Source organism: Chroococcidiopsis thermalis PCC 7203 (assembly GCF_000317125.1).
GTDB lineage: Bacteria > Cyanobacteriota > Cyanobacteriia > Cyanobacteriales > Chroococcidiopsidaceae > Chroococcidiopsis > Chroococcidiopsis thermalis.
This window is the reverse complement of the sequence record NC_019695.1, coordinates 3,706,389-3,728,382: the sequence shown is the minus strand read 5'-3', so window position 1 is coordinate 3,728,382 and position 21,994 is coordinate 3,706,389. Positions and strand designations below refer to the sequence as shown.

The following is a 21,994-nucleotide window of genomic DNA, read 5'->3' as shown; positions in this document are numbered from 1 at the left end:
ATTATTCTCGCAGAATTCCGATCCCTGCTTCTCTTTCTATGTAATCGACTAAGCTAATAAAATCATCTCGCGGATAACACTTGCCACCGATCAACTGAAATGCTAGTTCACTCGATGGATTATCGGGATTCTCTAGAATATGGATTCCCCAGTAGTATAGTTGGTCGCTAGTACGAATGCAAACTTGTTCTGGATCGATACAATGAAACTTCTTATCGTTCTGGCTAATATGTTTATAAACCGATAAAAATGACTCTTTTAAAATTTTGAATCGTCTAATTCCTGGATCTCTAAAATTATTAACTAAAACAAATAGGTGAGCAGCTTGATTAATACTTCTAATTTTTTGCACTGTATCTTGAATCACGATTCCATGTTTATTAATACCTAGAGGATTCAAAGTTGTAGGAATAATACAATAATCAAATTTCTCAATTAGTTCTCTTGGGTTGCGTTCTAAAGCAGGAGAACAATCACATATAACTATTTTGCAATCACGGGCGGCGTTTTCATCCCAAGCTCTTGCATCGTAGACTTCAATAGTTGTACCCGTACCTTTACTATTAGGAACGTAAACCCCATCTCCTACTAATTTATGTAAGTTTTGTTCTGGATCTAAATCTACCAAAGCAACATTGAATCCTTGTAAGGCAAATGCTCCTGCTAAGTGCGCTGCAACTGTGGTTTTTCCAACTCCACCTTTACAAGTGAAAATCCCAAAATAAATCTTGTCTTGTTTTGGTGGTTGGGGTGGAGGTGTACCGTCATCGCCATTTACCCAAGTAATTTTATGTTCGGAAGCGATGCCACAGCGAATTCTCGCATCTTTTCCCCAAGATTTAATTAGGGCGCGAGCTGGTCCACTATAATCTTTTGTAGTAATGAAAATACCATAATTAAACTGACAAGCTGCTGGAGATTCAAGAAAGTCAACAAACTTTAAAATTTGCGGTGCGGCAACGTTATTTTTGAGCCACTTGACTTGAACAGCTGCCACAATATTGCTTTTACTGACAACTAAATCGTAACCTGCTTGGTTTTGTTCGGGAGTCACAACCGTCCACCCGTGTCTGTGAAAAATTCTGGCTACGTGCTGCTCGAAGTGAGTGAAATCCTGTATGTATGGTGGTTGCAGGGATGAGGACATAGACAGATAAGACGCGGGGCTAAGATCATTAAAACCCTTATTTGGTCTAGTGTCTATGGGTGAAAGGAAGGATTGCTTTTTTACCCATTAAGATGAAAACAGTTGATTATCGTATCTATTCCCTTCAATGACTTTGTCGATTGATACTAACTACTCCAGTTCTCTCAGCATCGAAACCGAAATTTTAGGCGATCGCAAAATGGTAGCAACTAGCAAATTAGTAAACTGAAACAAGCAGGGCGATTTTAGTAGTAGAATGTGACAAGTAAGCATCAGTTTTTATTAGTAGCAATTTTTACCGAAAAAGTTGTATTTCACTTACAGTAAGTTTGGTTACATAAATTCAAACTAGAGAACTCTGACTTATGGTAGAGTCTCTGCTTTTCAAAGACAGTACAATTGAAAAAAAAGAAAAAAATAGAGTATACTCTGTAACAGAATAAAGAATAAAACACTCATACTTTTTTAGATTCAAGTTGGTATCGATAAAAAAATAAGAGAGAACAAAGAGAACTCAAGTTTCTATTCTCAGGGTGTCAAGGAATTCCAATTTCTCTAGATCGGGGACTGTCTATCTTCTACTAGGCAGTCAGTTCGCGGCAGCTAACTCAAAATAGTTAGAGAAAAATTTACAATATGTCATTATTAATCCTTGTCGTCGATGACGATCCGGCTATTCGTCTGCTGGTGAGTTGTTCTTTGAAGCAGTGGGGATATTCAGCGATCGCAGCTGAGAATGGGAAAGAAGCGCAGAAGCAGATTGAGGAATGTCAACCGCATCTCGTCATTACTGATATTAGTATGCCAGAGATGGATGGCTACGAGTTAATTGAGTGGATACGTCAGCATCCAACATTTCGACTCCTACCCGTAATGTTTTTGACAGCACGAACAGATACTGAAGGAAGAATTCGCGGCTATCAAGTAGGGGGAGATGCATATTTAGCCAAACCCTTTGAATTGAATGAATTATATGCTGTGGTGCGTAATTTACTAGAGCGATCGCAGTTAATATCCCAATTAATGCAGTGGGAATGGCGCTTACGGCTTCAACAACAAAATATGGAACAGCAACAAGGCAAAACCTATAATACACTACACTATCCTTCAAGCCAAGAAGAACCAACTGTTCGAGTCGATACACCGCGCTATAATCCTTACCAGCACCAACAGGAAAGGACAACTGATACTAAGACTTTTGATAATTTTTCCTTAACTAAAAGAGAACAAGCAGTACTTCAACTTTTAGTCAAAGGTTTATCAAATGCTCAAATAGGTTCTAGCTTATACCTCAGTCCTCGAACAGTAGAAAAGTATGTTAGTAATTTACTGTGTAAAACTGGAACCAACAATAGAGTAGAACTTGCGTGCTTTGCCAGAGAACGCCATCTAATTAATAGTTGATGGTTAACAGTTGACGGTTAACAGCGCTAAGTCTAAAGATTGAAAATATTTATTTTCTCAACCAAGCTAGATGCAGAAGTTGCTAATATTTTGCCTTTGAGTAGCGATCGCTAACTCAATAGACAGAATGACTTTTGCAATAGCTTGGTTTTATGTTGCAGACTATTTTTGATGGTAAATCAGCAAGAAAAATAGTCTCTCTTAACGTATATCATCTGAAAGATAGATGTTAGTTTGAATTTTTTAGCTGAGCGTAATCTCACTCAGGGGACATACCTAGTTTTTTAGGTAAATACACTATAGAAATTAAATGTGTAATTCTGTATTAAAGAGAAAAACGCCAGTAGATATACTTAGGGTAAATACCTAGTGTATTGGGGAGATACGCTGTGGAATTCGACAGTTGCTTTTTCTATCTTGTTAATAGATAGATATTCAATTTCTTATGCAGTTAGTGGTTGAATATCTAACATCTAAATTTAGAAGGAGCTAAAGCTATGTTCGATACAGATATGCAATCTGGATTGTTTTTAGATTTATCCGACGAGCAACAACAAGTAGTTACAGGTGGTGGTTCTACAGGGGATGAGCTTCGCGACAAACTTGCTACTTACTACAAAGCCAATAACAGTTTAACCAACCTGGATGTAGCTCAACAGTCGGGTCCTGAGGGTAGCACGAATCTACAAAGCTTCAAGCACGATACTCTCGATATTAGTACCGCAGCTTATAAAGATTTCTTTGCCAAATTAGGTTAATTTATTTCGGCAATAAATCCAAAAGCTCTTTGCTAGAGATAACCCGATTAGTAAGCGCTATCACTAGTTTAAACACAGGAGATTTTCCCATGATCGCTAATAATATCAAGTCTGAATTATTTGTGGAATTGTCTGAGGAGCAGCAGCAGTTGGTTGCAGGTGGTGGCAGCTCAGGCGATGTTTTGAAAGATAAGCTGGCGACTCATTTCAAAGCTAATGAAACCATAACAAACCTGGAAGTGGCTCAGGAATCGACTCCAAAAGGCAGCACGAATCTGCAAAGCTTCAAGCACGATACTATGGATGTTAATACCGCAGCTTATAAGGATTTCTTTGCCAAACTAAGCTAATTTACGTGACGTGCAACATTTGACAAAAAACTGCGATAAGGTAGAGCGTTTACCTGCACAAACTACCTGAATATAGATTCCAGAGCCTCCTAAATTCTTCATTTTGCACGCTCCGATCGTCTCGTTGCACAAATAAGAACAATGCAAAGGAACAAGGCTCTGGAATCTTTTTATTAGACTTCCTACAAGGAGGCGGGCAGTTTTCTTGTTGATAGTTTTAGCTTGACTAAGTGGATAGCAATCAATAAGCGAGGTATCAAACATGTTCTTTTCCAAGAACCAATCCTCAGAATTATTTCTAGACTTATCTGAGGAGCAACAAGAGACTGTGGCTGGTGGTAAGGTGTACGAAAACAACAAGCAGTATTACATTAAAACCGAAACATCAGATGGAGGTAGTACAGACTCAGATTCTCAAAAAGGGAAACGAGATAAACCAGTGATAATAGAGCCAATTGCATGGCAATCTCCATTTGGAGTAGGGGAACAATTGATGTTTCCCAAGATGATTATCTAGAAACTTCCTCTTTCTAACTGCCTGAATAACCTAGTTTTTCTAGGTATGGAATTTAAGTGCCGAACTAAGAGTTTGTAGCCATGGTAAGCGAAATCGATCCCAATTTTGGTGCAGTTGAAACTGATGAGTTTATCCCCCCAATCGGTTCTTTGACAACGCTCGGCGGCGGGATGGCGATCGCTATTTTTAGTGTAGGAGTGTCTCTAGCTGCCACGCTCAGCTACAACGTCACAGTCAAAGCACCTGCAAATATCCGTCCGAGCGGAGAACTACGGGTTGTTCAGGCAGCAACAGAGGGAACGATTACAAGCATTAACGTGCAAGAAAATCAAGCTGTAAAAAAAGGTGAGCCAATTGCTGAGATCGACAATTCACAACTTCAAACTAAGAAACAACAATTGCAAACCAACATTCAGCAGAGCCACTTACAATTAGTACAAATTACAGCTCAACTTAATTCCTTAGATCGTCAGATAGCTGCTGAGACAAATTTAATGCAGCGTTCTGTAGCTGCGACAGCCGCGGAACTGATGTTGCAACGTAGAGAATATCAAACTAAGGAAATTGCCACAATTGCAGAAGTACAAGCAGCTCAAGCTGCTCTAGGATTGGCACAGGAAGAGAAGCAAAGATATCTACAACTAGCAAATACAGGTGCGATCGCCCAATTGCAAGTTAAGGAAAAAGAACAAGCTTTCAAAGCAGCTAAAGCCAAACTCAAACAAGCTGAAGCCAGCCTCAATCCTAGTAATGCCACGGTGATTATAGCTAACGAGCAGATTGCTCAAGCCAAAGCCAGAGGACTTGCAACTGTAGCTGCATTAAACAGAGAGCGCGAAAACCTGATCGTTAACAAAATTGCCCTGCAAAATCAACAAGAGCGGGATACAAAAGAACTACAACAAATTGGCTTGGAACTGAGAAAGACGTTTATTCTTGCCCCTACAGATGGCACAATTCTCAAGCTAGAACTGCGTAACTCAGGACAGGTGGTAGGCATGGGGGATGCGATCGCCCAAATTGCTCCCCGTGACGCTTCCTTAGTGGTGAAAGCTCGTGTCGCAGAACCAGATATTAGCAAAGTCAAACCCGGGCAACAAGTTCAAATGCGCGTTTCTGCCTGTCCTTATCCCGATTACGGCACTCTCAGAGGTGTAGTTCAAGCTGTTGCTCCAGATGCAATACCCGCAGCTAGCGCGGGGTTAGGAGCGATCGCCCCGTCTATCTATGAAGTGACGATTCAGCCGGATAATGAATTTGTCAGTACAGGCGATCGCGTCTGTCGGTTGCAACCTGGGATGGAAGGTGCAGCCGATATTATTTCTCGTTCCGAAACCGTACTGCAATTCATTCTGAGAAAAGCAAGACTACTGACGGATTTGTAAATTGGTGCGTGGTGCGTGAAATACTTCTGACTTGTGTACGGGCGGGTTTAATTGTAGTACTGTTTATTTTTTCATAGGGATCTTCAAAAAACCCGCCCCTACGACTTACGGCTTCCCAATTACCAACTACCCATTACCTATTATCAATTACCTATTATGGTTAGCCTGTTTAACAAAAAATATCCATGTGTCTTACAGGCAAGCGAGGAAGATTGCGGGGCAGCTTGTCTGGCTACAATTTGCAGACATCACGGACGGGTTTTAAGTATTAATCGTTCGCGGGAAGCTGTCAGTACTGGACAGTTGGGAACGACGATGTTGGGCTTAAGGCGTGGTTCGGAGTCCTTGGGTTTCAATACTCGACCAGTTAAAGCTTCGCGAGAGGTGGTAGACCATATTAATGATGTTCCTCTACCAGCGATCGTGCATTGGCAAGGCAACCACTGGGTAGTATTGTACGGGCGACAGGGTAAGAATTACGTCATTGCCGATCCAGCTGCGGGTATTCGCTACTTAAGCAGGCGAGAATTAATGAAAGCATGGAATGGCATCATGCTTTTGCTAACTCCCGATCCTAGCTGCTTTTATAATTGGGATGAAGAAGATTCTTTAGGCGGATTTATCCGTTTTTTTCAACGGATATTACCTTATCGAGCCATACTGATTGAGGCTTTGGGCATTAATCTTGTCTTAGGTTTACTTGCCTTAGCTAGCCCATTTTTAATTCAAATTCTCACAGATGATGTTCTAGTACGGGGAGATGTTCAACTGCTAAGTGTTGTTATAGCTGCTGTGGTAGTTACAACTCTGTTTAGTAGTACGATGCAACTATTACAAACTACAATGATTGCTCATTTTAGTCAAAAGTTGCAGTTAGGATTAGTCTTGGAATTTGGACGCAAACTTTTGCATCTACCTTTAGATTATTTTGAAACTCGCCGTAGTGGAGAAATTGTCAGTCGCTTGCGAGATATTACTGAAATCAATCAGTTGGTTTCGCAAATTGTTGCCTATCTACCCAGTCAGTTTTTTGTTGCCCTAGTTTCGTTTGGCTTCATGCTGTTTTATAGCTGGAAGCTGACTTGTGCGGTGATGGCGATCGCCACAATTATGATTTTATCAACGCTACCGTTTTTGCCAGCTTTACGGCAGAAAACGCGCAGCCTTCTCGTTTTATCGGCAGAAAATCAGGGTGTTTTGGTAGAAACTTTTAAAGGCGCGATGGTGATGAAGACTACAGCGGCTACACCCCAATTTTGGGATGAATTTCAAAGTCGTTTTGGTCGTTTAGCACATTTGACTTTTAGTACAATTAAAATTGGCATTATTAACGGTGTTTTCACTCAAACGTTAAGTAGTCTTGGTGGCATTGCTTTACTGGGATTCGGTAGCATTTTAGTAATTAATAAGGAACTCAGCATCGGGCAAATGCTAGCGTTTAACACGATGCAGATTAATGTTGTTGGTTTAATTAACTCTCTAGTTGGTTTAACAGACGAATATTTTCGTTCTCAAACAGCAGTCAATCGTCTTTTAGAAGTAATTGATGCAACTCCAGAAGCGGTTGGAGACATTCATAAACCCTTTGCTGAAATCTTACCAGATGCAGATATTGAGTGTACGAATCTCTACTTTCATCACGCTGGCAGAGTCGATCTACTAGAAGATTTTTCAGTCACGATTCCTGGCGGACAAGTTATTGCTTTGATCGGTCAATCTGGATGTGGTAAAAGTACTTTAGCCAAATTAATTGCAGGTTTATATGAACCCCAATCAGGAAATATTCGGATTGGGACGTATAATCTGTCAGATATCGCGATCGATTGTCTGCGTCAGCAAGTCGTATTGATTCCTCAAGAACCTCATTTTTGGAGTCGCTCAATTTTAGAAAACTTCCGTTTAGGAAATCCTCACCTTCCGTTCGAGCAAATTGTTAAAGCTTGTCAAATTGCGGATGCCGATAGTTTTATCAGTCAACTACCTAATAAATATCAAACAGTTTTAGGAGAATTTGGCGCAAATTTATCTGGAGGACAACGACAAAGATTAGCGATCGCCCGCGCTATTGTCAGCGATCCACCTATTCTTATCTTAGATGAAGCGACCTCTGGTCTCGATCCGGTGAGTGAATTCCAAGTTCTGGAGCGATTGTTAAACTACCGTAAGGGCAAAACTACAATTATTATCACCCATCGTCCGAGTGCGATCGATCGCGCTGATTGGGTGGTGCTACTCGATCGAGGAAAGTTACAAATTCAAGGTTCTTTATCAGTTTTGCGTAACAAACCTGACGAAAATTTAAGATTTTTCTTACCTTAAGTGGAGTAGATATTAATATGTCTGAGCCTAATGAAGACAAGAGCGATCGGCTGTTAGATGAGTTATCCGATCGGGAACAAGAAGCTGTAGTGGGTGGATTTGGCTGGGAAGATTTCTTTGGCTCTTTCTTTTTTCAAAAAACAGATATAGACACTTTCGCTGATGCTCAAGATAAGTTTACAGATGGCAGTTCTATTTCTCGCCGTACGAGTTACAAATTATCGCAAATTACTTTAGCGTTTACCATGCCGCTTTTTGGTGGATCTGGTAGACGTAGATCTCGTTCTAGTAGCTCTAGAATGCGAAATATATTTAATTTATTTCAATCGTTTTGGAACAACTAGTTAGCTCGAACTGAAAAATTGTAATGAGATGTTTTGTATTAAGACGCAGCTTTTATCTTACTTGAAAAGCCTTAATAGTCACCACTTAACTTACTCAATATTACGATGACAAGTGGTTGTATTTATGAATCCCGCACCCCAGTCCGTTGATTTTTTTGGTTTACCTATAGAATTTGCTGAGATCGTTAGTTACTTGCAAAAGAGTTTGCAATTAAAGGAAGTCTGTCAGCAGATTTTATATCGCCGAATCATCGAACGTGTGGCGCGGGAAAGAGGCTTAACAGTTGAAGCTGAGGAAATTCAAGCTGAGTTAGAGCGCCAGCGTCGCGATCGCGATTTAGAAATGGATGCCGATTTGTTAACTTGGTTGACAGATCGGCTGCTCGATCGAGAGACTTGGGAAGCTAGTATTCGCGATCGCCTGTTGGCTGAAAAATTAAATCAACGTCTTTTTTCTATAGAAGTAGAACGATTCTTTAACCAACATCCAAGTGAATTTGAACGAGTCTTACTTTATCGAATTGTCGTGTCTAGTGCAGCTGAAGCATTAGAGATTTTATATCGATTGCAAGAGGGTCAAATTAGCTTTTATGAAGCTGCACACTTCTACGATATTAGCGAACAACGGCGACTTCAATGCGGTTATGAGGGGAGAATCTATCGGTCTCAGTTACAACCAGATATAGCAGCGATCGTCTTTAGTGGTGCTGTGGGACAGGCGCTCGGTCCTCTGCAAACTGATACAGGTTATTGTTTACTATTAGTAGAAGAATTTTTTTCAGCTCAGTTAACTTCGGAAAGATTTCAAGAAATTTTAGAACGGCTATTTCAGCGGTGGTTGGCGTTGGAGTTAAGTTCGATGCTGCAAAGTGATAGTTAATGAGCTGTTTGTTATTTTTAATGGAAATAGGGGGTGCGATCGCATCTCTCTAATACTAGATTAAGGGAGAGCTGTTTTATTTCCTCGTACTTAGTTATATTCTCCGATTGATGTCACGCAAAGACGCAAAGACGCGAAGAAGGCAAGAAGTAGCTGTTGATGTGATTCAATAAGTTTGGCGACTCTAGTAGCAGGCTGTCATTATAGGGAAAGAAGCGATCGCGCTTTCTCCTAAAGGTACTTGTCATGGCTGTGGAATACGATCTTGTGGTTATTGGTGGCGGTTCGGGTGGTTTGGTGGTGGCTGGTGTCGCCGCTGCACTTAAGGCGAAGGTAGCGTTAGTTGAAAAGCATCGGCTGGGTGGTGATTGTCTTTGGTATGGTTGCGTCCCTAGTAAGTCTTTGATCCGCGCTTCCCGCGTGGCTTATGAGGTGAAACATGCGGGAAGATTTGGGATCTACTGTAACGATCCGCAAATTGATTTTGCTAAAGCGATCGCGCACGTTCAAAATACAATTACTACCATCGAACCTCACGATTCGCCAGAAAGGTTTGAGGGTTTGGGTGTAGAAGTGATTTTTGGTGATGGTAAGTTTATTGACAAGAAAACTTTTGAAGTTAATAACCGCCGCCTCAAAGCCAGAAGTTTTGTCATCGCTACAGGTTCTCGTCCCGCCACGCTACCAATACCAGGACTGAAGCAAGCGGGATTTATTACTAACGAAGAAGTGTTTGAAATTACCGAACGTCCAGAGACACTCGCAATTATTGGTGGGGGACCAATCGGTTGTGAGTTAGGACAAGCATTTTCTCGATTAGGATCGAAAGTTACCATTATTGCTAGTCGCGATCGCCTCCTTCCTAAGGAAGATCCAGAAGCAGTTGAAGTTATCCACCAACAATTTAAATCTGAAGGTATTAATTTTCTCCTCAATACCAAAGCGGAAAAAATCGAAGTTGTAGATGGTAAAAAATATATTTGGGCAGGAAAAGAAAAGATTGTCGCCAACCAAATTTTAGTTGCAGCCGGACGATCGCCAAACGTAGAATCTTTGAACTTAGATGCAGCAGGTGTAAAAGTAGGTAAAAAGGGAATTCAAGTCAATTCTAAACTGCAAACATCTAACTCCCATATCTACGCTTGTGGCGATGTTTTGGGCGGTTATCAATTCACCCACGTTGCTAGTTATCAAGCAAATATCGTTCTCAAAAATGCTTTGTTTTTACCAATATTTAAAGCAAGCGATCGCGTCATTCCTTGGGCAACATTTACCGAGCCAGAATTAGCAAGGGTGGGATTGACGGAACAAGAAGCTAGAGAAAAGTATGGTAACGATATTCGAGTTGTCAAACAAGAATATGCAGATGTGGATCGCGCTCAAGCTGACGGAACGACAGCCGGATTTGCTAAGATTATTACCAAACGTAACGGGCAAATACTCGGCGCTCATTTAGTTGGTGCAGCGGCGGGCGAACTTATCCATGAGATTATATTAGCAATGTCGCATAATCTAAAGCTATCTGCTCTGAGTGGAATTCACATCTATCCCACCTTATCAGAAGTGAATAGTAAGGCAGCTTTTGCTCAAACTCGCCAAAATTACGAACAAAACCACAGATTGCAGCAGATGTTATCTAGTATATTTCGCGTCATCCGTCGCTTCGGCTAAGCTATAATCGCGCTGTTTGAGGAGTGAACCCAAGCTTGTATGCACTGGCTATTGACTGGATCTTTGAGTGTAGAGAAACTGACGGTAGCGATCGCCGACTTACCCCCATCCTTGGCGGGGACGAAGATAGTGCAACTGTCCGATCTGCATTACGACGGTGTTAAGCTCTCAGAAGAGATGTTAAAGCAGGCGATCGCCGCTACAAACGAAGCCGATCCCGACCTGATCGTTTTAACTGGCGATTACGTCACCGACGATCCCAGCCCCATCCATCAGTTAGTCTTGCGACTCAAGCACCTGCAAAGTCGCTATGGAGTTTATGCTAGCCTGGGCAATCACGATATTCATTACCCCCATTCCAAAGCCGAAGTAACTAAAGCCTTGACAAGTGTGGGTATTTGTGTATTGTGGAATGAAATTGCATACCCATTTGGGAAAAAATTACCTTTAGTTGGACTAGCTGATTATTGGTCGCGGGAGTTTGATGCTAAATCAGTGATGAAACAGCTAGACCCGCAAATACCTCGAATTGTTTTATCTCACAACCCAGATACAGCCGTACCGTTGAAAAAATGGCGCGTCGATTTACAATTATCCGGTCATACTCATGGGGGTCAGTTTGCCTTACCTGGTATGGGTCCCGCGATTACCTGGTATCAAGAATTGCGCCGCAGTCTGCCTAAAAATATGCGGCGTTGGATGCCATTTATGCAAGCTGAGTGCGCTAAAGTCGTGCGTCACTGGGAATGGGCGCAGGGTTTTCACCAAGTTGGTGAGAACCAAATGTACGTCAATCGCGGCTTAGGAACTTATGCCCCCGGTCGATTTTTGTGTCCGCCAGAGGTGACGGTGATTACTCTGGTATCTCAATCTAATCTCGGCGATCGCCTTGACTAACTTAGCTGACAAACAGCTTCTTTTTACCTGTTATTTGTCTCTAAATTGTCACTTTGTTGTCTCGAATAAGTCACTTTCTTTGTCTATATTTTGATTTCATGCAAACAAAGACAACAGGAGGAACTTATGAGAGGTAGCCATAGAATCGACAAATCCAAGCTAGTTGATAAAATCTATATGCTTCATCAACTCCGTCAAAAGAATGCTGAAATGTCAGAACAATCTTCTAAAAAATCTGATTTTCAAGTTAGGAAAATTCACGATATAGACGACGATCTCGGGAAAGCTGCGTAACCAGAATCTCACAACTATAAGTTAGCAGCAGGGGAAGACAAACCCTGCTTTTTATTTTTAGTTCTGTTTTGCTAGACGCTTATATAGAGACGTTATACGTAACGTCTCTACAAAAATTATGGTTCCATTGGATCGGGTAGCGGTCTACCCTTGGGTTCGGGTAATCTGGGACGGCGATCGCCATATGGCATCGGGATATACTGGACGCTGGGACGACCTCCCTGCGGTTGAGGATACAATTCCATCAGGTCGTAGATCGATCTTGGCAATCCTACTGTAATTGGCAGTCCCAGTTCTGTCGCTTCTTCTACGGTGATAGGGTAGTCGTGAGTGACTTGTCCCGTCGTTAGCGTCTCGACAATCTTTTCAATATTTTCCGGCGAGATTTTCTGTTTGGGAATATCGTCTTTTAACAACGTGCGGACAAAGCGCTGAACTTGAGCGATCGCTTTACGCGACAAATCAGCCATAATTAGGGTTTGATCGTCTACATCGCCGATAGGCTTATCTTCCACTACTTTGAGAATACTTGCAGCGGGAAAGTTGCCTAACTGCGGATCGACTGGTCCCAAAACAGCGTTAGCATCCATCACAATTTCATCAGCTGCTAGTGCTAGCATCGTGCCACCACTCATAGCATAGTGGGGGACAAACACCGTTACTTTAGCTGGATGGCGAATTAAGGCTCTAGCAATTTGCTCGGTTGCTAAGACTAAACCCCCAGGAGTATGCAGAATTAAATCGATGGGGACATTAGGTGGAGTGAGGCGAATTGCTCTCAAGACTTGTTCTGAGTCTTCAATCGTGATGTAACGAGAAAGGGGAATTCCCAACAAGCTAATTGACTCTTGACGGTGAATCAGCAGGATCGTACGACTATTGCGACCCCGTTCAAATTCTTGGATAGTTTTGACGCGACGAAATTCCATCTGACGACGCTGCCATACTGGTTGCAGCGAAGAAAAGAAGAGAAAAACCCAGAATAGGTCAAAAAAACTAAAGCTCATAGTGTTTATGACTTTTAAATTAGAGTTACCCTCCCTATTGTTTCAATTTCTCACAAATTGCAAGTCTATCTGAGGAACTATGGTGTTGTGTAAGAGCGCACAGTTGTGCGCTCTTACATCTCCTTTAATAGCCGCCGCGATCGCGTTTGAGGTCGTAGATTACCTTTTCCATGTACCAATCAACTGACTGGTGCGGGTTTTTCTTTTGAGCTTGAGATAAAAGGCGGTTGGCTGTTTCTCTTTCGTCATGCAGCAGACTCATTAATCTTTTCTGAAGATGACGGCTACCTTGCTCGACGCGAACGGAACCTCCTACAGCAACAGGACGCGATGTCGCTGGAGATTTGAAGTGTCCGTTGTTTCTAGCGGCTAAGGCGATCGCCGCAGCGCCACCTGCTAAGCCTGCTAAAGCTAGCATCAGGTTAGGATCTATTCCTTCTTCGTTTCTGGGGTTCGATCGGTATATTTGTGCCGTCAAAAATTCACGGTGACTTGGCTCAACTTCTCTGGTAACGGCTTGAGCGGCAATAGGCAAACTGCTGCTACTAATCTGAGCGCCAAGAATAGCAGCGATCGCAGCACTCAAATGCAACAACTTTAACATTGGATTAGTTCAACTTCCGAACTCTTTAGATGTTTCTATTCTGAGGTATAAATATGACAAGAATGTGTCAAGACAACCCGTATAAATATGTTGCAAACGACTCAATTCAATGCTGACGATTCTAGCAGGCGATCGCAATTTATCGCTACTACAAAACACCCAGTGAAGGTGCTTTGTTTCTAAAAAGTAGCTCCTGTCGCCGACAAGCGATGTACCAAAGTCAGAGGCTGTTCTAATACCTCTTCTAAAGCAGAGGAGAATAACAGTCAATTACCAATTACCAATTACCTATTTAGTCGCGTTTCACCTCGTTCGATCGCTTCTAACTGGCTCCAGAGTAAATCGCACTTGAACGCTAGGGCTTGAACTGCTCGTTCTTGAGATTCGCGGCTGCGACAATACTTCAAGACTAAATCTAAAGCATATCGGGCATCTCGCGGTGCTTGCTCCAGTCGCTTCCTAAAATAATCGAATCCGGTAGGATCGATCCAGGGATAATGTTGTTCTAGGGCAACCAAGCGGACTCGGATCGCATCTGGACCAAATAATTCTGTCAGTGAAGCAGCGACAGCCTCAATCCAAGGTCGAGTGCGACAAAAATTGACGTAAGCATCGACAGCAAATCGTACTCCTGGGATGACGTGTTGCTCGTCTAACAACTCTTGGGGGGACAAACCAACTGCTTCACCTAATTTTAGCCACGCTTCAATTCCGCCTTCGCCCTGACTGCGTCCGTCGTGATCGATGATGCGATCGATCCATTGCCGTCGCACTTCTAAAATGGGACAGTTGGATAGGATAGCAGCATCTTTGAGTGGAATGCTTTTTTGATAGTAAAATCTATTTGCCACCCAACGACGCACCTCTTGGGGTGTCAAATCTCCATGATTCATGCGGACGTGGAAGGGGTGTAAGTGGTGGTAACGTTGGTGCTGCGATCGCAGTACCGCTTCTAATTCTGCCTGCGTCCACGCTTTTTGTTCTGACTGCATCAATTCCGGCACGGCTCCCTTTCTCCTGATGGGATCTTATAGCTCAATTGTCAAACCGTCATCACCCACTTCAATACCTGCTTTCTCGACAACTTGCCGCTCCTGAGAATTAGCCATGAGAATTGGATTGGTATTGTTGATATGAACCAAAATTTTGCGCGGGTGGCGTAGTTGCGCGAGATGCTGAATGCTGCCTTCCGCTCCTGAAAGAGGTAGGTGTCCCATCTCCCGTGCTTTGCGATTGGCAATGCCCAAACTTACCAACTCGTCATCTTGCCAACACGTCCCATCAATCAGAATGCAATCGCTAGATTCAAACCGTTCTAATACGGTGTCATCTAACTGAGCTAAACCTGGGGCATATGTCATCACTTTGCCACTGGCGCGAAACGTAAAACCTACAACCCACACTTCATCTGCTACAGCCTTGTGACGCATGTATTTTGGTGGTTTGGCAGCCAGAGGAAACGCCTCTACTTCTAGTTGATTTGCTGCATCCAGTCCCAGGTTTATCGGTATGCCAGGTTCGAGTAACGACCATTTTACCCCGCAATAGCCTGCTAAAGTCGATAGTAATGGAAACCCTTCCGTCAGTGCTATACGAACTGTATCAGTGCCGTAAACACGCAGTGGTTCGGAAGATTCCCGCAACAAAATCAACCCTGTGGTGTGGTCAATTTCTGCATCTGTGAGCAGAATCCCTGCAATCGGGCTAGAGCGGATGGAAACTGGTTTGCCGTCCCGCAATAACTCAAGTTGCTGGCGCACGTCTGGGGAAGCATTGACTAAAAACCAAGGTTGGTTATTTGCCCGTACTGCAATTGAGGACTGATTGAGCCAGCATACACCTGCACTAGAGGCGCGGACTGCTTGGCAATTAGGACAGTTACAGTTCCACTGCGGCAGTCCCCCACCTGCGGCAGTCCCAAGAATTTTTACTTCCATAGCTTTAGTAGAGGCTATCAGTTATCAGTAGAGAGTGAGTAGTGAGTAGTGTAAAGAGGTTACATGTAACCTCTTTACAAAGTTATCAGTAATTGAAAAAAGCTACCTGGGCTAATATTCCTTGGATATTAAATTTAAATTGCCCCTAAATTTGCATACCGGATTGTAATTCTCTGCCTCCAGAAGCAAGGTTTAATTCGCGAGCAAGTATAGTTTGTAAAGCGATCGCATCAACATTGGGAAACTCAAATCGTAACTTTTTCACTGGCGATTTGGTAATCTCAATCTCAACTTCAGTAAACTCTAACTCTCTCTCGATCTCAGCTTTAACCACTATTGCTTTTACTGGTAACTGTACTTGGAGATGGGAATTTTCAGCTTGTAGCTTATCTAGTCCCACGAAGGAAAGACTTAACACTCGATTTGTGAGTGGCTCGCCAAACAGTCCAAAAGCAGCTAAGAGTAATGGTAAAGGTAGCAGAAACTTCAGCGGTAAAGCAGACAATTTTAGCAACCAATGGAACATAGATAGGGATTGGAGCTTGTATTTCAAAGGAGCGATTTTGGCGCGAGTTTTTCCCAAAGGGTCAATCTGAGAATCTCACTGGTGGGGGATATGCCAATCGGTTGATATTTCCTAGTTTAAAGATAATCAGAAAATAGTTAACTCCAGAACACGCGATCGCAGGCTGGGATTATGAGAATTTTATTGGTGGAAGACGACAGCGAACAGTTAGAACCACTGCAAACTGCCTTGACTGAAGCCGGACATATTGTCGATGGTGTTGATGATGGGGCAATGGCACAATGGCTGCTGTCTCAAAAAGATTACGACTTATTGATTTTAGACTGGATGCTGCCAGAAGTAAGTGGGGTATCGCTCTGTCGTCAGTATCGACAAACGGGCAAAACGTCCCCCGTACTGATGTTGACGGCTAAAGATACGACCCCAGATAAAATTACGGGCTTAGATGCAGGGGCGGACGATTATCTGGTTAAACCGATAGATATTTTAGAACTTTTGGCACGAGTGCGGGCATTGGGGAGGCGATCGCCCATGTGGCAGGGAGATATTCTGCGGCTGGTAGATTTACAACTTCATCTTGACACCCTAGTTTTGGAACGAGATGGAATTGCTATAGAATTGGCTCCAAGGGAATTTCATTTACTAGAGTATTTTCTGCGTCATCCTAACCACGTTCTCAGCCGCGACCAAATCGAACAAGCATTATGGGAATGGGGTTCTGAGCCTGAAAGCAACGCCGTGACTGCACTGATACGACGGCTGCGTCAACGCCTGCAATTAGTCAATGCCGCCGACTGGATTGAAACCATATATGGTATGGGTTATCGCTTTAAACCTACCGTTGAGCAAGTCGTAAGTCCTAAGTCGTAAGTTAAAACTATTTCGGATCGTTAACCGCTCACCAACTAACAACTACCAATTACCAACTACCACTGTTCATGTTTAACCGCAGGTTTGCTCGTAGTCGTATTAATATTGCTCTGTGGTTTACCGTGACGATGGGTAGTATTTTAGTCGCGTTTGCAGGGGTAATCTACTACCTGACGATCTTAGATGAGTTGGAGGATCTCGATCGCCTACTTTACAAAAAAACTAGCGTCATGGCGGTGAACGCCGAGTATAACTGGCTGACAAAGCAAGTAAATTTAGAAAATGTACCGCTGGTAGGGACTAACACCCCACCCATTGGGACGGATGTTGTCTACGCGCGGTGGTACAACTCTCAAAGGCAACTCGTACAATTTTTCGGTACGACACCCCCATCTGAGCTAACTGTATCGCCTGGATTTTCCACGTTAGAAACTGTTAACAACGACACCCAGACAGCACCTACTCCTGTCTGGCTGCGCCAAGTGACTTTGCCTGTTTACCAAAGCGAGTTGTTAATTGGTTATCTGCAAGTCGCCATTCCACTCGCACCTACACAGCAAGAGCTAGCCCAATTACGATTAGTTTTATTGCTGATAGTACCAGTGACTATAGGAATTGTCGGCTTAGCTGGTTGGCTGCTGGCAGGGTTAGCAATGCAACCGATTCGAGACAGCTACGACCAACTCCAACGCTTTACGTCTGATGCTTCCCACGAATTACGAGCGCCACTAGCAGCAGTGATGAGCAATGCTCAAGTTGGAGTGATTTCCAAATCGAGCGATCCTTCACAACAGCGGCTGCGATTTGAGAAGATTGTCAAAGTGGCGAAGTCGATGGAGGCTTTGATTGGTCAGTTGCTATTTCTCGCAAGACATGAAGGGCAATTAACGACTCAGTCTTTGGTAGAGGTTGACTTGACAAGCTGGCTAAAAGAATTAGCAGATAATTATACTTCTCAGATCGCAACCCAAACCACAACCCAAAATGTAAATTTTGCCATCAAATTACCTCAACATACAGTCAAGGTGAAAATCGACTCAGACTTACTGCAACAAGCAGTTGTAAATTTGTTGAGTAACGCTTTTAAGTACACGCCAGCTGGCGGGAGCGTGCAATTACGACTTTTTACCCGTTTTCATCAAGCTGTAATTCAAGTTGAGGATAGCGGCATTGGCATTCCCCAATCGGATTTACCTCGGATTTTCGATCGCTTTTATCGTGTCGATTCTAAGCGAGCGCGTAAAACAGGCGGTTTTGGATTGGGGTTAGCGATCGCCCAACAGATCGTTCGCGCTCACGGCGGTGAAATTAACGTCAAAAGCGTTTCTGGGCAGGGTTCCACTTTTCAAATTCAACTCCCGCTGGCTTAGAACACTACCGCCTAATTGTCACTCTATCTCTTGGGTGGACTGCTCGGTTACGCTTAAAGAATTACACCTAAAGATAGATAAATAAAATACATAAACCCAACCAAGTTTACTAGTTCACAATTCATGCTATATGGAGCTAAAAAATAAGTTTTATAATTTTATTAGAGTCTTTTGGTTAACAACAACTCGAATATCAAATTAAAAGACAACTTCAGCTCCTGAACAACAACGGTCTCACACAAATGTGACGCAAAAGGTAGTGCGGTAGCGTTCGTGTCAGATTGTGCTGCCTCGGTAACGCAAATAAAGAGTTAGAAGTGTCTGCGTTTCAATCGCTCCAATTGTCTGATGAGATTCAGTCGCAGGTTGGGCAATTGGACAAGCTTCTTCAAAGGAGAAATCCCAATGAGCGATTTTTGCCCGATTAAGCGATTTGACCACCTTGAGTTCTATGTTGGGAACGCAAGGCAGGCAGCACTATTTTATTCCAAGTGTTTTGGATTCACGATCGCTGCCTATCGAGGACTAGAGACTAATAGTCGCGCCACTGCCTCATACGTACTAGAGCAAGGGGATATTCGCTTTGTTTTGAGTACGGGACTGCATCCAGAACATCCCATCTCTAAAAGCGTACTCAAACACGGCGACGGAATTGCCATTATTGCTTTAGAAGTCCCTGATGTTGTTAGCGCCTATCAAGAAACAACTCGACGAGGTGCGGTGGGAGCGATCGCCCCGACGGAAGCACAAGATAATTATGGAGTGTTACGCTACAGTGCGATTCATGCTTATGGCGATACCTTAATCGAGTTCGTCGATCGCAGTAATTATGCAGGTGTTTTTGCTCCTGGTTTTGAACCTCGGAATCTACATGCCAACCGCAAAGGAGTGGGACTGAAAACCATCGACCACGTAGTTGCAAATGTAGAACTAGGGGCAATGGAGAGGTGGACGCAGTTTTTTGCTGAGACGATGGGCTTTAACCTATTAATACATTTTGACGATCGCGCTATTTCTACTGAGTACTCAGCCTTAATGTCCAAAGTAATGCAGGACAGCACGGGTACGATTAAATTACCCATTAACGAACCAGCTTTAGGCAAGGGTAAATCTCAAATTGAAGAGTACTTGGAATATTACCACGGAGCCGGAATTCAACACGTTGCCTGCGCGACCGACAGCATCGTCGAGACAGTCACTCAGATGCGGGCAGCAGGAGTTGAGTTTCTCTCGACACCAAAAACGTACTACGAAAACTTAGAGGAGCGAGTAGGAAAAATCGAGGAGCCAATCGAGCGGCTAGCCGAGTTGGGCATCTTAGTAGATCGAGAAGAAGATGGGTATTTATTCCAAATTTTTACCCAGCCAGTACAAGACCGACCGACGCTGTTCTTTGAGGTCATTGAGCGACACGGAGCGCAAGGCTTCGGTGAGGGGAATTTCAAATCCTTGTTTGTCGCGATCGAACGCGAGCAAACGTTGAGAGGCAATTTGGCGATCGCCACGGTGTGAAACCATGACTTATTACTACTATTTGGGGAACATTCCTCACAAACGACACACTCAATTTCGTCAACTAAATGGCTCTCTGTATCACGAAGAATCGATCGGGCTTCGTGGCTTCTCAGGCGTGCAATCTTTGCTCTACCACCTGCATCCACCCACGCAAATTCAGAAAATTTGGATCGAGGGCAACGTAGAAATTCCCTACGAAGACCAAAGCCCCTTGCATCACCGCCACCTACGCACGGCAAATATGACAGCGAAAGGCGATGCTGTGGAATCGCGCATCCCCTTGATGGCAAATTCAGAGATTTGCATATCAGTCGCTTGCCCGACACGACCCATGCACTATTGGTATCGGTTCGCCTGCGGCGATGAAGTCATTTTCATCCATGACGGGAGCGGCATACTAGAAACTCAGTTTGGCAATCTCTTCTACCGACGTGGCGATTACTTGGTAATTCCCACGGGAGTTCTTTGGCGTATCCTCCCTGATGCAGCAGTCGAGCAGCGCATGTTGGTTGTAGAAGCTTACGGACACATCGAGCCACCAGCACGTTATCTCAATCGCTACGGTCAATTTCTCGAACACTCCCCCTACTGCGAGCGCGATATTCGTCCGCCAAACCAACTAATCGTCCACGATGAGGAAGGAGAATTTGAGGTTCGAGTCAAAGCTGGAAACCAGATTACTAGCTATCTCTACCACCATCATCCCTTAGATGTTGTGGGATGGGATGGGCATCTTTGGCCCTTTGCCTTCAACATCGAAGACTTTGAGCCAATTACAGGTCGGGTTCACCAACCGCCTCCAGTACATCAAACATTTGAAGCCCCCGGATTTGTTTTGTGTTCCTTTGTACCGCGTCTGTTTGATTATCACCCTTTAGCAATTCCGGCTCCATACAACCATTCCAACGTCGATTCAGATGAGGTGATTTACTACGTTGAGGGGAAATTTATGTCGCGTAAAGGAATTGAACGGGCATCGATTACCGTTCATCCCAGGGGTATTCCCCACGGTCCTCACCCAGGCATGTACGAGGGGTCAATTGGAAAAGAACGGACTGACGAACTCGCTGTGATGATCGATACCTTTCGTCCGCTGAAGTTGACACAGCACGCTCTTAAATTTGAGGACAAAGACTATTCGTATAGTTGGGTTAATCATTAGTCATTGGTCATCGATCATTCGTAACTGCTTCCTTGTCCCCCTTGTCCTCCTTGTCCTCCTTGTCCTCCTTGTCCTCCTTGTCCCCTCTACTCAAAAGCTCCATTACCGTTAGGAGTAATAAATTATGACTTCTCTTTTGACAACATCTTCAAGTAGATTAACTATTTCTGCGCGGATTGAGGAACGCTTGCGCCAAGGCGAACTGACTCAGGATCGAGTAGACGAGTTTAGAGATTTTCTGGTCGAAGTCGATCGCGAATTCATGCAGCACCGCATCATTACTAATAACGCCTATACCCGTTGGTTTCGCGAGGGTAGGGCTACAGATGAGGAGCTAGTCTACTTTATTCAACAGTTTTCAGTTTTTTCTAACCAATTTTTGATTGCAGCTTTACAAAAAGTCATTAATTCAGCGACGTTGCAACAATCGCGTGCTAGCCGAGAAATTTTGCTCAACGAGCTAGGCGTAATCTATCGCAAGCTAGGACAGACAGGTAGTAGCCGCGTTACCCAGAGTGCAGAAAAAGACCGCGAAGGCGATCCTGAACTGGTCAGCACTGAGGGTACAGTAGACGGTGGAATTTGCCGTTTTCAAGCAGCTCATTTTGAGTGGCTAGTTGGTGTTGCTGAGGGGTTAGGTCTGAGCTATGGCGACATTGGTAAGCGCAAGCAGGGTAGTCCGACAACTTTGCACTTCTGCGATGAATTAATCCGCCTCTACGGTAGCGCCGATCCGCAGATCGCTGAGGGTGCTAGCTTTGCAGTCGAAAACTGGGCGGCGGCTGGCTTTTGGCAAGAACTAGAAGATGGCTTAACGCGCATCAAGCAAACGCGACACCCGCACTTGCGCCTCGCGTTTTTCACCTGGCACAACCGTGTCGAAGCGCAACACGCCGGACACACGCTGGAGGAACTGGAGGAAGTTTATTTCAAACCAGACTTCGATCGCACCAAATTTATCCAAGGTGGTCGAGAAATTCTCGATGCGATCGCTGTCTTTTGGGACGGACTGAATTCAGTGACCAGTGACCAGTGAC

The 21,994-nt window shown here is 43.7% G+C and carries 22 protein-coding genes; 16 read left to right on the top strand and 6 right to left on the bottom strand.

What is annotated here, in order from left to right; translation table 11 throughout:
* Position 1: 1 nt before the first annotated feature.
* Complete coding sequence (locus CHRO_RS16325) at positions 2–1,147, bottom strand: nucleotide-binding protein (protein WP_015155337.1); 1,146 nt, start codon at positions 1,145–1,147, stop codon at positions 2–4.
* Positions 1,148–1,783: 636 nt separating this feature from the next.
* Between CHRO_RS16325 and CHRO_RS16320 the strand changes: the two genes are divergently transcribed.
* From CHRO_RS16320 to CHRO_RS32385, 11 genes are all read left to right on the top strand, one after another.
* The gene (locus tag CHRO_RS16320; protein WP_015155336.1) at positions 1,784–2,551 is read left to right on the top strand and encodes a response regulator transcription factor; all 768 of its coding nucleotides are present in this window, start codon (positions 1,784–1,786) and stop codon (positions 2,549–2,551) included.
* A 497-nt stretch (positions 2,552–3,048) separates the two neighbouring features.
* Positions 3,049–3,309 carry a CTB family bacteriocin gene (locus tag CHRO_RS16315; RefSeq protein WP_015155335.1) on the top strand — a complete coding sequence of 87 codons (261 nt, stop codon included), beginning with the start codon at positions 3,049–3,051 and terminating at the stop codon, positions 3,307–3,309.
* Between the two features lie 89 nt (positions 3,310–3,398).
* Complete coding sequence (locus CHRO_RS16310; RefSeq protein ID WP_015155334.1) at positions 3,399–3,659, top strand: CTB family bacteriocin; 261 nt, start codon at positions 3,399–3,401, stop codon at positions 3,657–3,659.
* A gap of 262 nt (positions 3,660–3,921) precedes the next feature.
* Positions 3,922–4,176 carry a CTB family bacteriocin gene (locus tag CHRO_RS16305; protein WP_015155333.1) on the top strand — a complete coding sequence of 85 codons (255 nt, stop codon included), beginning with the start codon at positions 3,922–3,924 and terminating at the stop codon, positions 4,174–4,176.
* Positions 4,177–4,256: 80 nt separating this feature from the next.
* Positions 4,257–5,561 carry an HlyD family secretion protein gene (locus CHRO_RS16300; RefSeq protein ID WP_015155332.1) on the top strand — a complete coding sequence of 435 codons (1,305 nt, stop codon included), beginning with the start codon at positions 4,257–4,259 and terminating at the stop codon, positions 5,559–5,561.
* 156 nt (positions 5,562–5,717) lie between these two features.
* Positions 5,718–7,880 (top strand): peptidase domain-containing ABC transporter, encoded by a 2,163-nt coding sequence (locus CHRO_RS16295; protein ID WP_015155331.1) that lies wholly within the window; start codon positions 5,718–5,720, stop codon positions 7,878–7,880.
* Positions 7,881–7,897: 17 nt separating this feature from the next.
* Complete coding sequence (locus CHRO_RS16290; protein ID WP_015155330.1) at positions 7,898–8,224, top strand: hypothetical protein; 327 nt, start codon at positions 7,898–7,900, stop codon at positions 8,222–8,224.
* Between the two features lie 124 nt (positions 8,225–8,348).
* A complete protein-coding gene (locus tag CHRO_RS16285; RefSeq protein ID WP_015155329.1) occupies positions 8,349–9,104 on the top strand; it encodes a peptidylprolyl isomerase in 756 nt (251 codons plus the stop codon).
* A gap of 246 nt (positions 9,105–9,350) precedes the next feature.
* Positions 9,351–10,775, top strand: coding sequence for a dihydrolipoyl dehydrogenase family protein (locus CHRO_RS16280; RefSeq protein ID WP_015155328.1), 1,425 nt, complete (start codon positions 9,351–9,353; stop codon positions 10,773–10,775).
* A gap of 39 nt (positions 10,776–10,814) precedes the next feature.
* Complete coding sequence (locus CHRO_RS16275; protein ID WP_015155327.1) at positions 10,815–11,672, top strand: metallophosphoesterase; 858 nt, start codon at positions 10,815–10,817, stop codon at positions 11,670–11,672.
* Positions 11,673–11,798: 126 nt separating this feature from the next.
* Positions 11,799–11,966, top strand: coding sequence for a hypothetical protein (locus tag CHRO_RS32385; RefSeq protein ID WP_015155326.1), 168 nt, complete (start codon positions 11,799–11,801; stop codon positions 11,964–11,966).
* Positions 11,967–12,082: 116 nt separating this feature from the next.
* Here CHRO_RS32385 and CHRO_RS16270 read toward each other — a convergent pair whose 3' ends face one another.
* From CHRO_RS16270 to CHRO_RS16250, 5 genes are all read right to left on the bottom strand, one after another.
* On the bottom strand, positions 12,083–12,973 hold the full coding sequence (locus CHRO_RS16270; RefSeq protein WP_015155325.1) for an SDH family Clp fold serine proteinase: 891 nt from the start codon (positions 12,971–12,973) through the stop codon (positions 12,083–12,085).
* A gap of 124 nt (positions 12,974–13,097) precedes the next feature.
* A complete protein-coding gene (locus CHRO_RS16265; protein WP_015155324.1) occupies positions 13,098–13,577 on the bottom strand; it encodes a hypothetical protein in 480 nt (159 codons plus the stop codon).
* A 284-nt stretch (positions 13,578–13,861) separates the two neighbouring features.
* On the bottom strand, positions 13,862–14,569 hold the full coding sequence (gene pqqC, locus CHRO_RS16260; RefSeq protein ID WP_041462508.1) for a pyrroloquinoline-quinone synthase PqqC: 708 nt from the start codon (positions 14,567–14,569) through the stop codon (positions 13,862–13,864).
* 36 nt (positions 14,570–14,605) lie between these two features.
* Positions 14,606–15,514, bottom strand: a complete 909-nt coding sequence (pqqB, locus tag CHRO_RS16255; protein WP_015155322.1) for a pyrroloquinoline quinone biosynthesis protein PqqB — start codon at positions 15,512–15,514, stop codon at positions 14,606–14,608.
* 145 nt (positions 15,515–15,659) lie between these two features.
* Positions 15,660–16,040 (bottom strand): hypothetical protein, encoded by a 381-nt coding sequence (locus CHRO_RS16250; protein ID WP_015155321.1) that lies wholly within the window; start codon positions 16,038–16,040, stop codon positions 15,660–15,662.
* Between the two features lie 171 nt (positions 16,041–16,211).
* Here CHRO_RS16250 and rppA point away from each other — a divergent pair, with 171 nt between their 5' ends.
* The 5 genes from rppA (at position 16,212) to CHRO_RS16225 (ending at position 21,993) form a co-directional block, all read left to right on the top strand.
* Complete coding sequence (gene rppA, locus CHRO_RS16245) at positions 16,212–16,910, top strand: two-component system response regulator RppA (protein WP_015155320.1); 699 nt, start codon at positions 16,212–16,214, stop codon at positions 16,908–16,910.
* A gap of 68 nt (positions 16,911–16,978) precedes the next feature.
* The gene (locus tag CHRO_RS16240) at positions 16,979–18,280 is read left to right on the top strand and encodes a sensor histidine kinase (protein ID WP_015155319.1); all 1,302 of its coding nucleotides are present in this window, start codon (positions 16,979–16,981) and stop codon (positions 18,278–18,280) included.
* Positions 18,281–18,685: 405 nt separating this feature from the next.
* On the top strand, positions 18,686–19,792 hold the full coding sequence (gene hppD / locus CHRO_RS16235; RefSeq protein WP_015155318.1) for a 4-hydroxyphenylpyruvate dioxygenase: 1,107 nt from the start codon (positions 18,686–18,688) through the stop codon (positions 19,790–19,792).
* A 4-nt stretch (positions 19,793–19,796) separates the two neighbouring features.
* Positions 19,797–20,957, top strand: a complete 1,161-nt coding sequence (locus CHRO_RS16230; protein WP_015155317.1) for a homogentisate 1,2-dioxygenase — start codon at positions 19,797–19,799, stop codon at positions 20,955–20,957.
* Between the two features lie 124 nt (positions 20,958–21,081).
* Positions 21,082–21,993: a hypothetical protein gene (locus tag CHRO_RS16225; protein WP_015155316.1), complete on the top strand. Its 912-nt coding sequence runs from the start codon at positions 21,082–21,084 to the stop codon at positions 21,991–21,993.
* The last annotated feature ends 1 nt before the right edge of the window (position 21,994 follow it).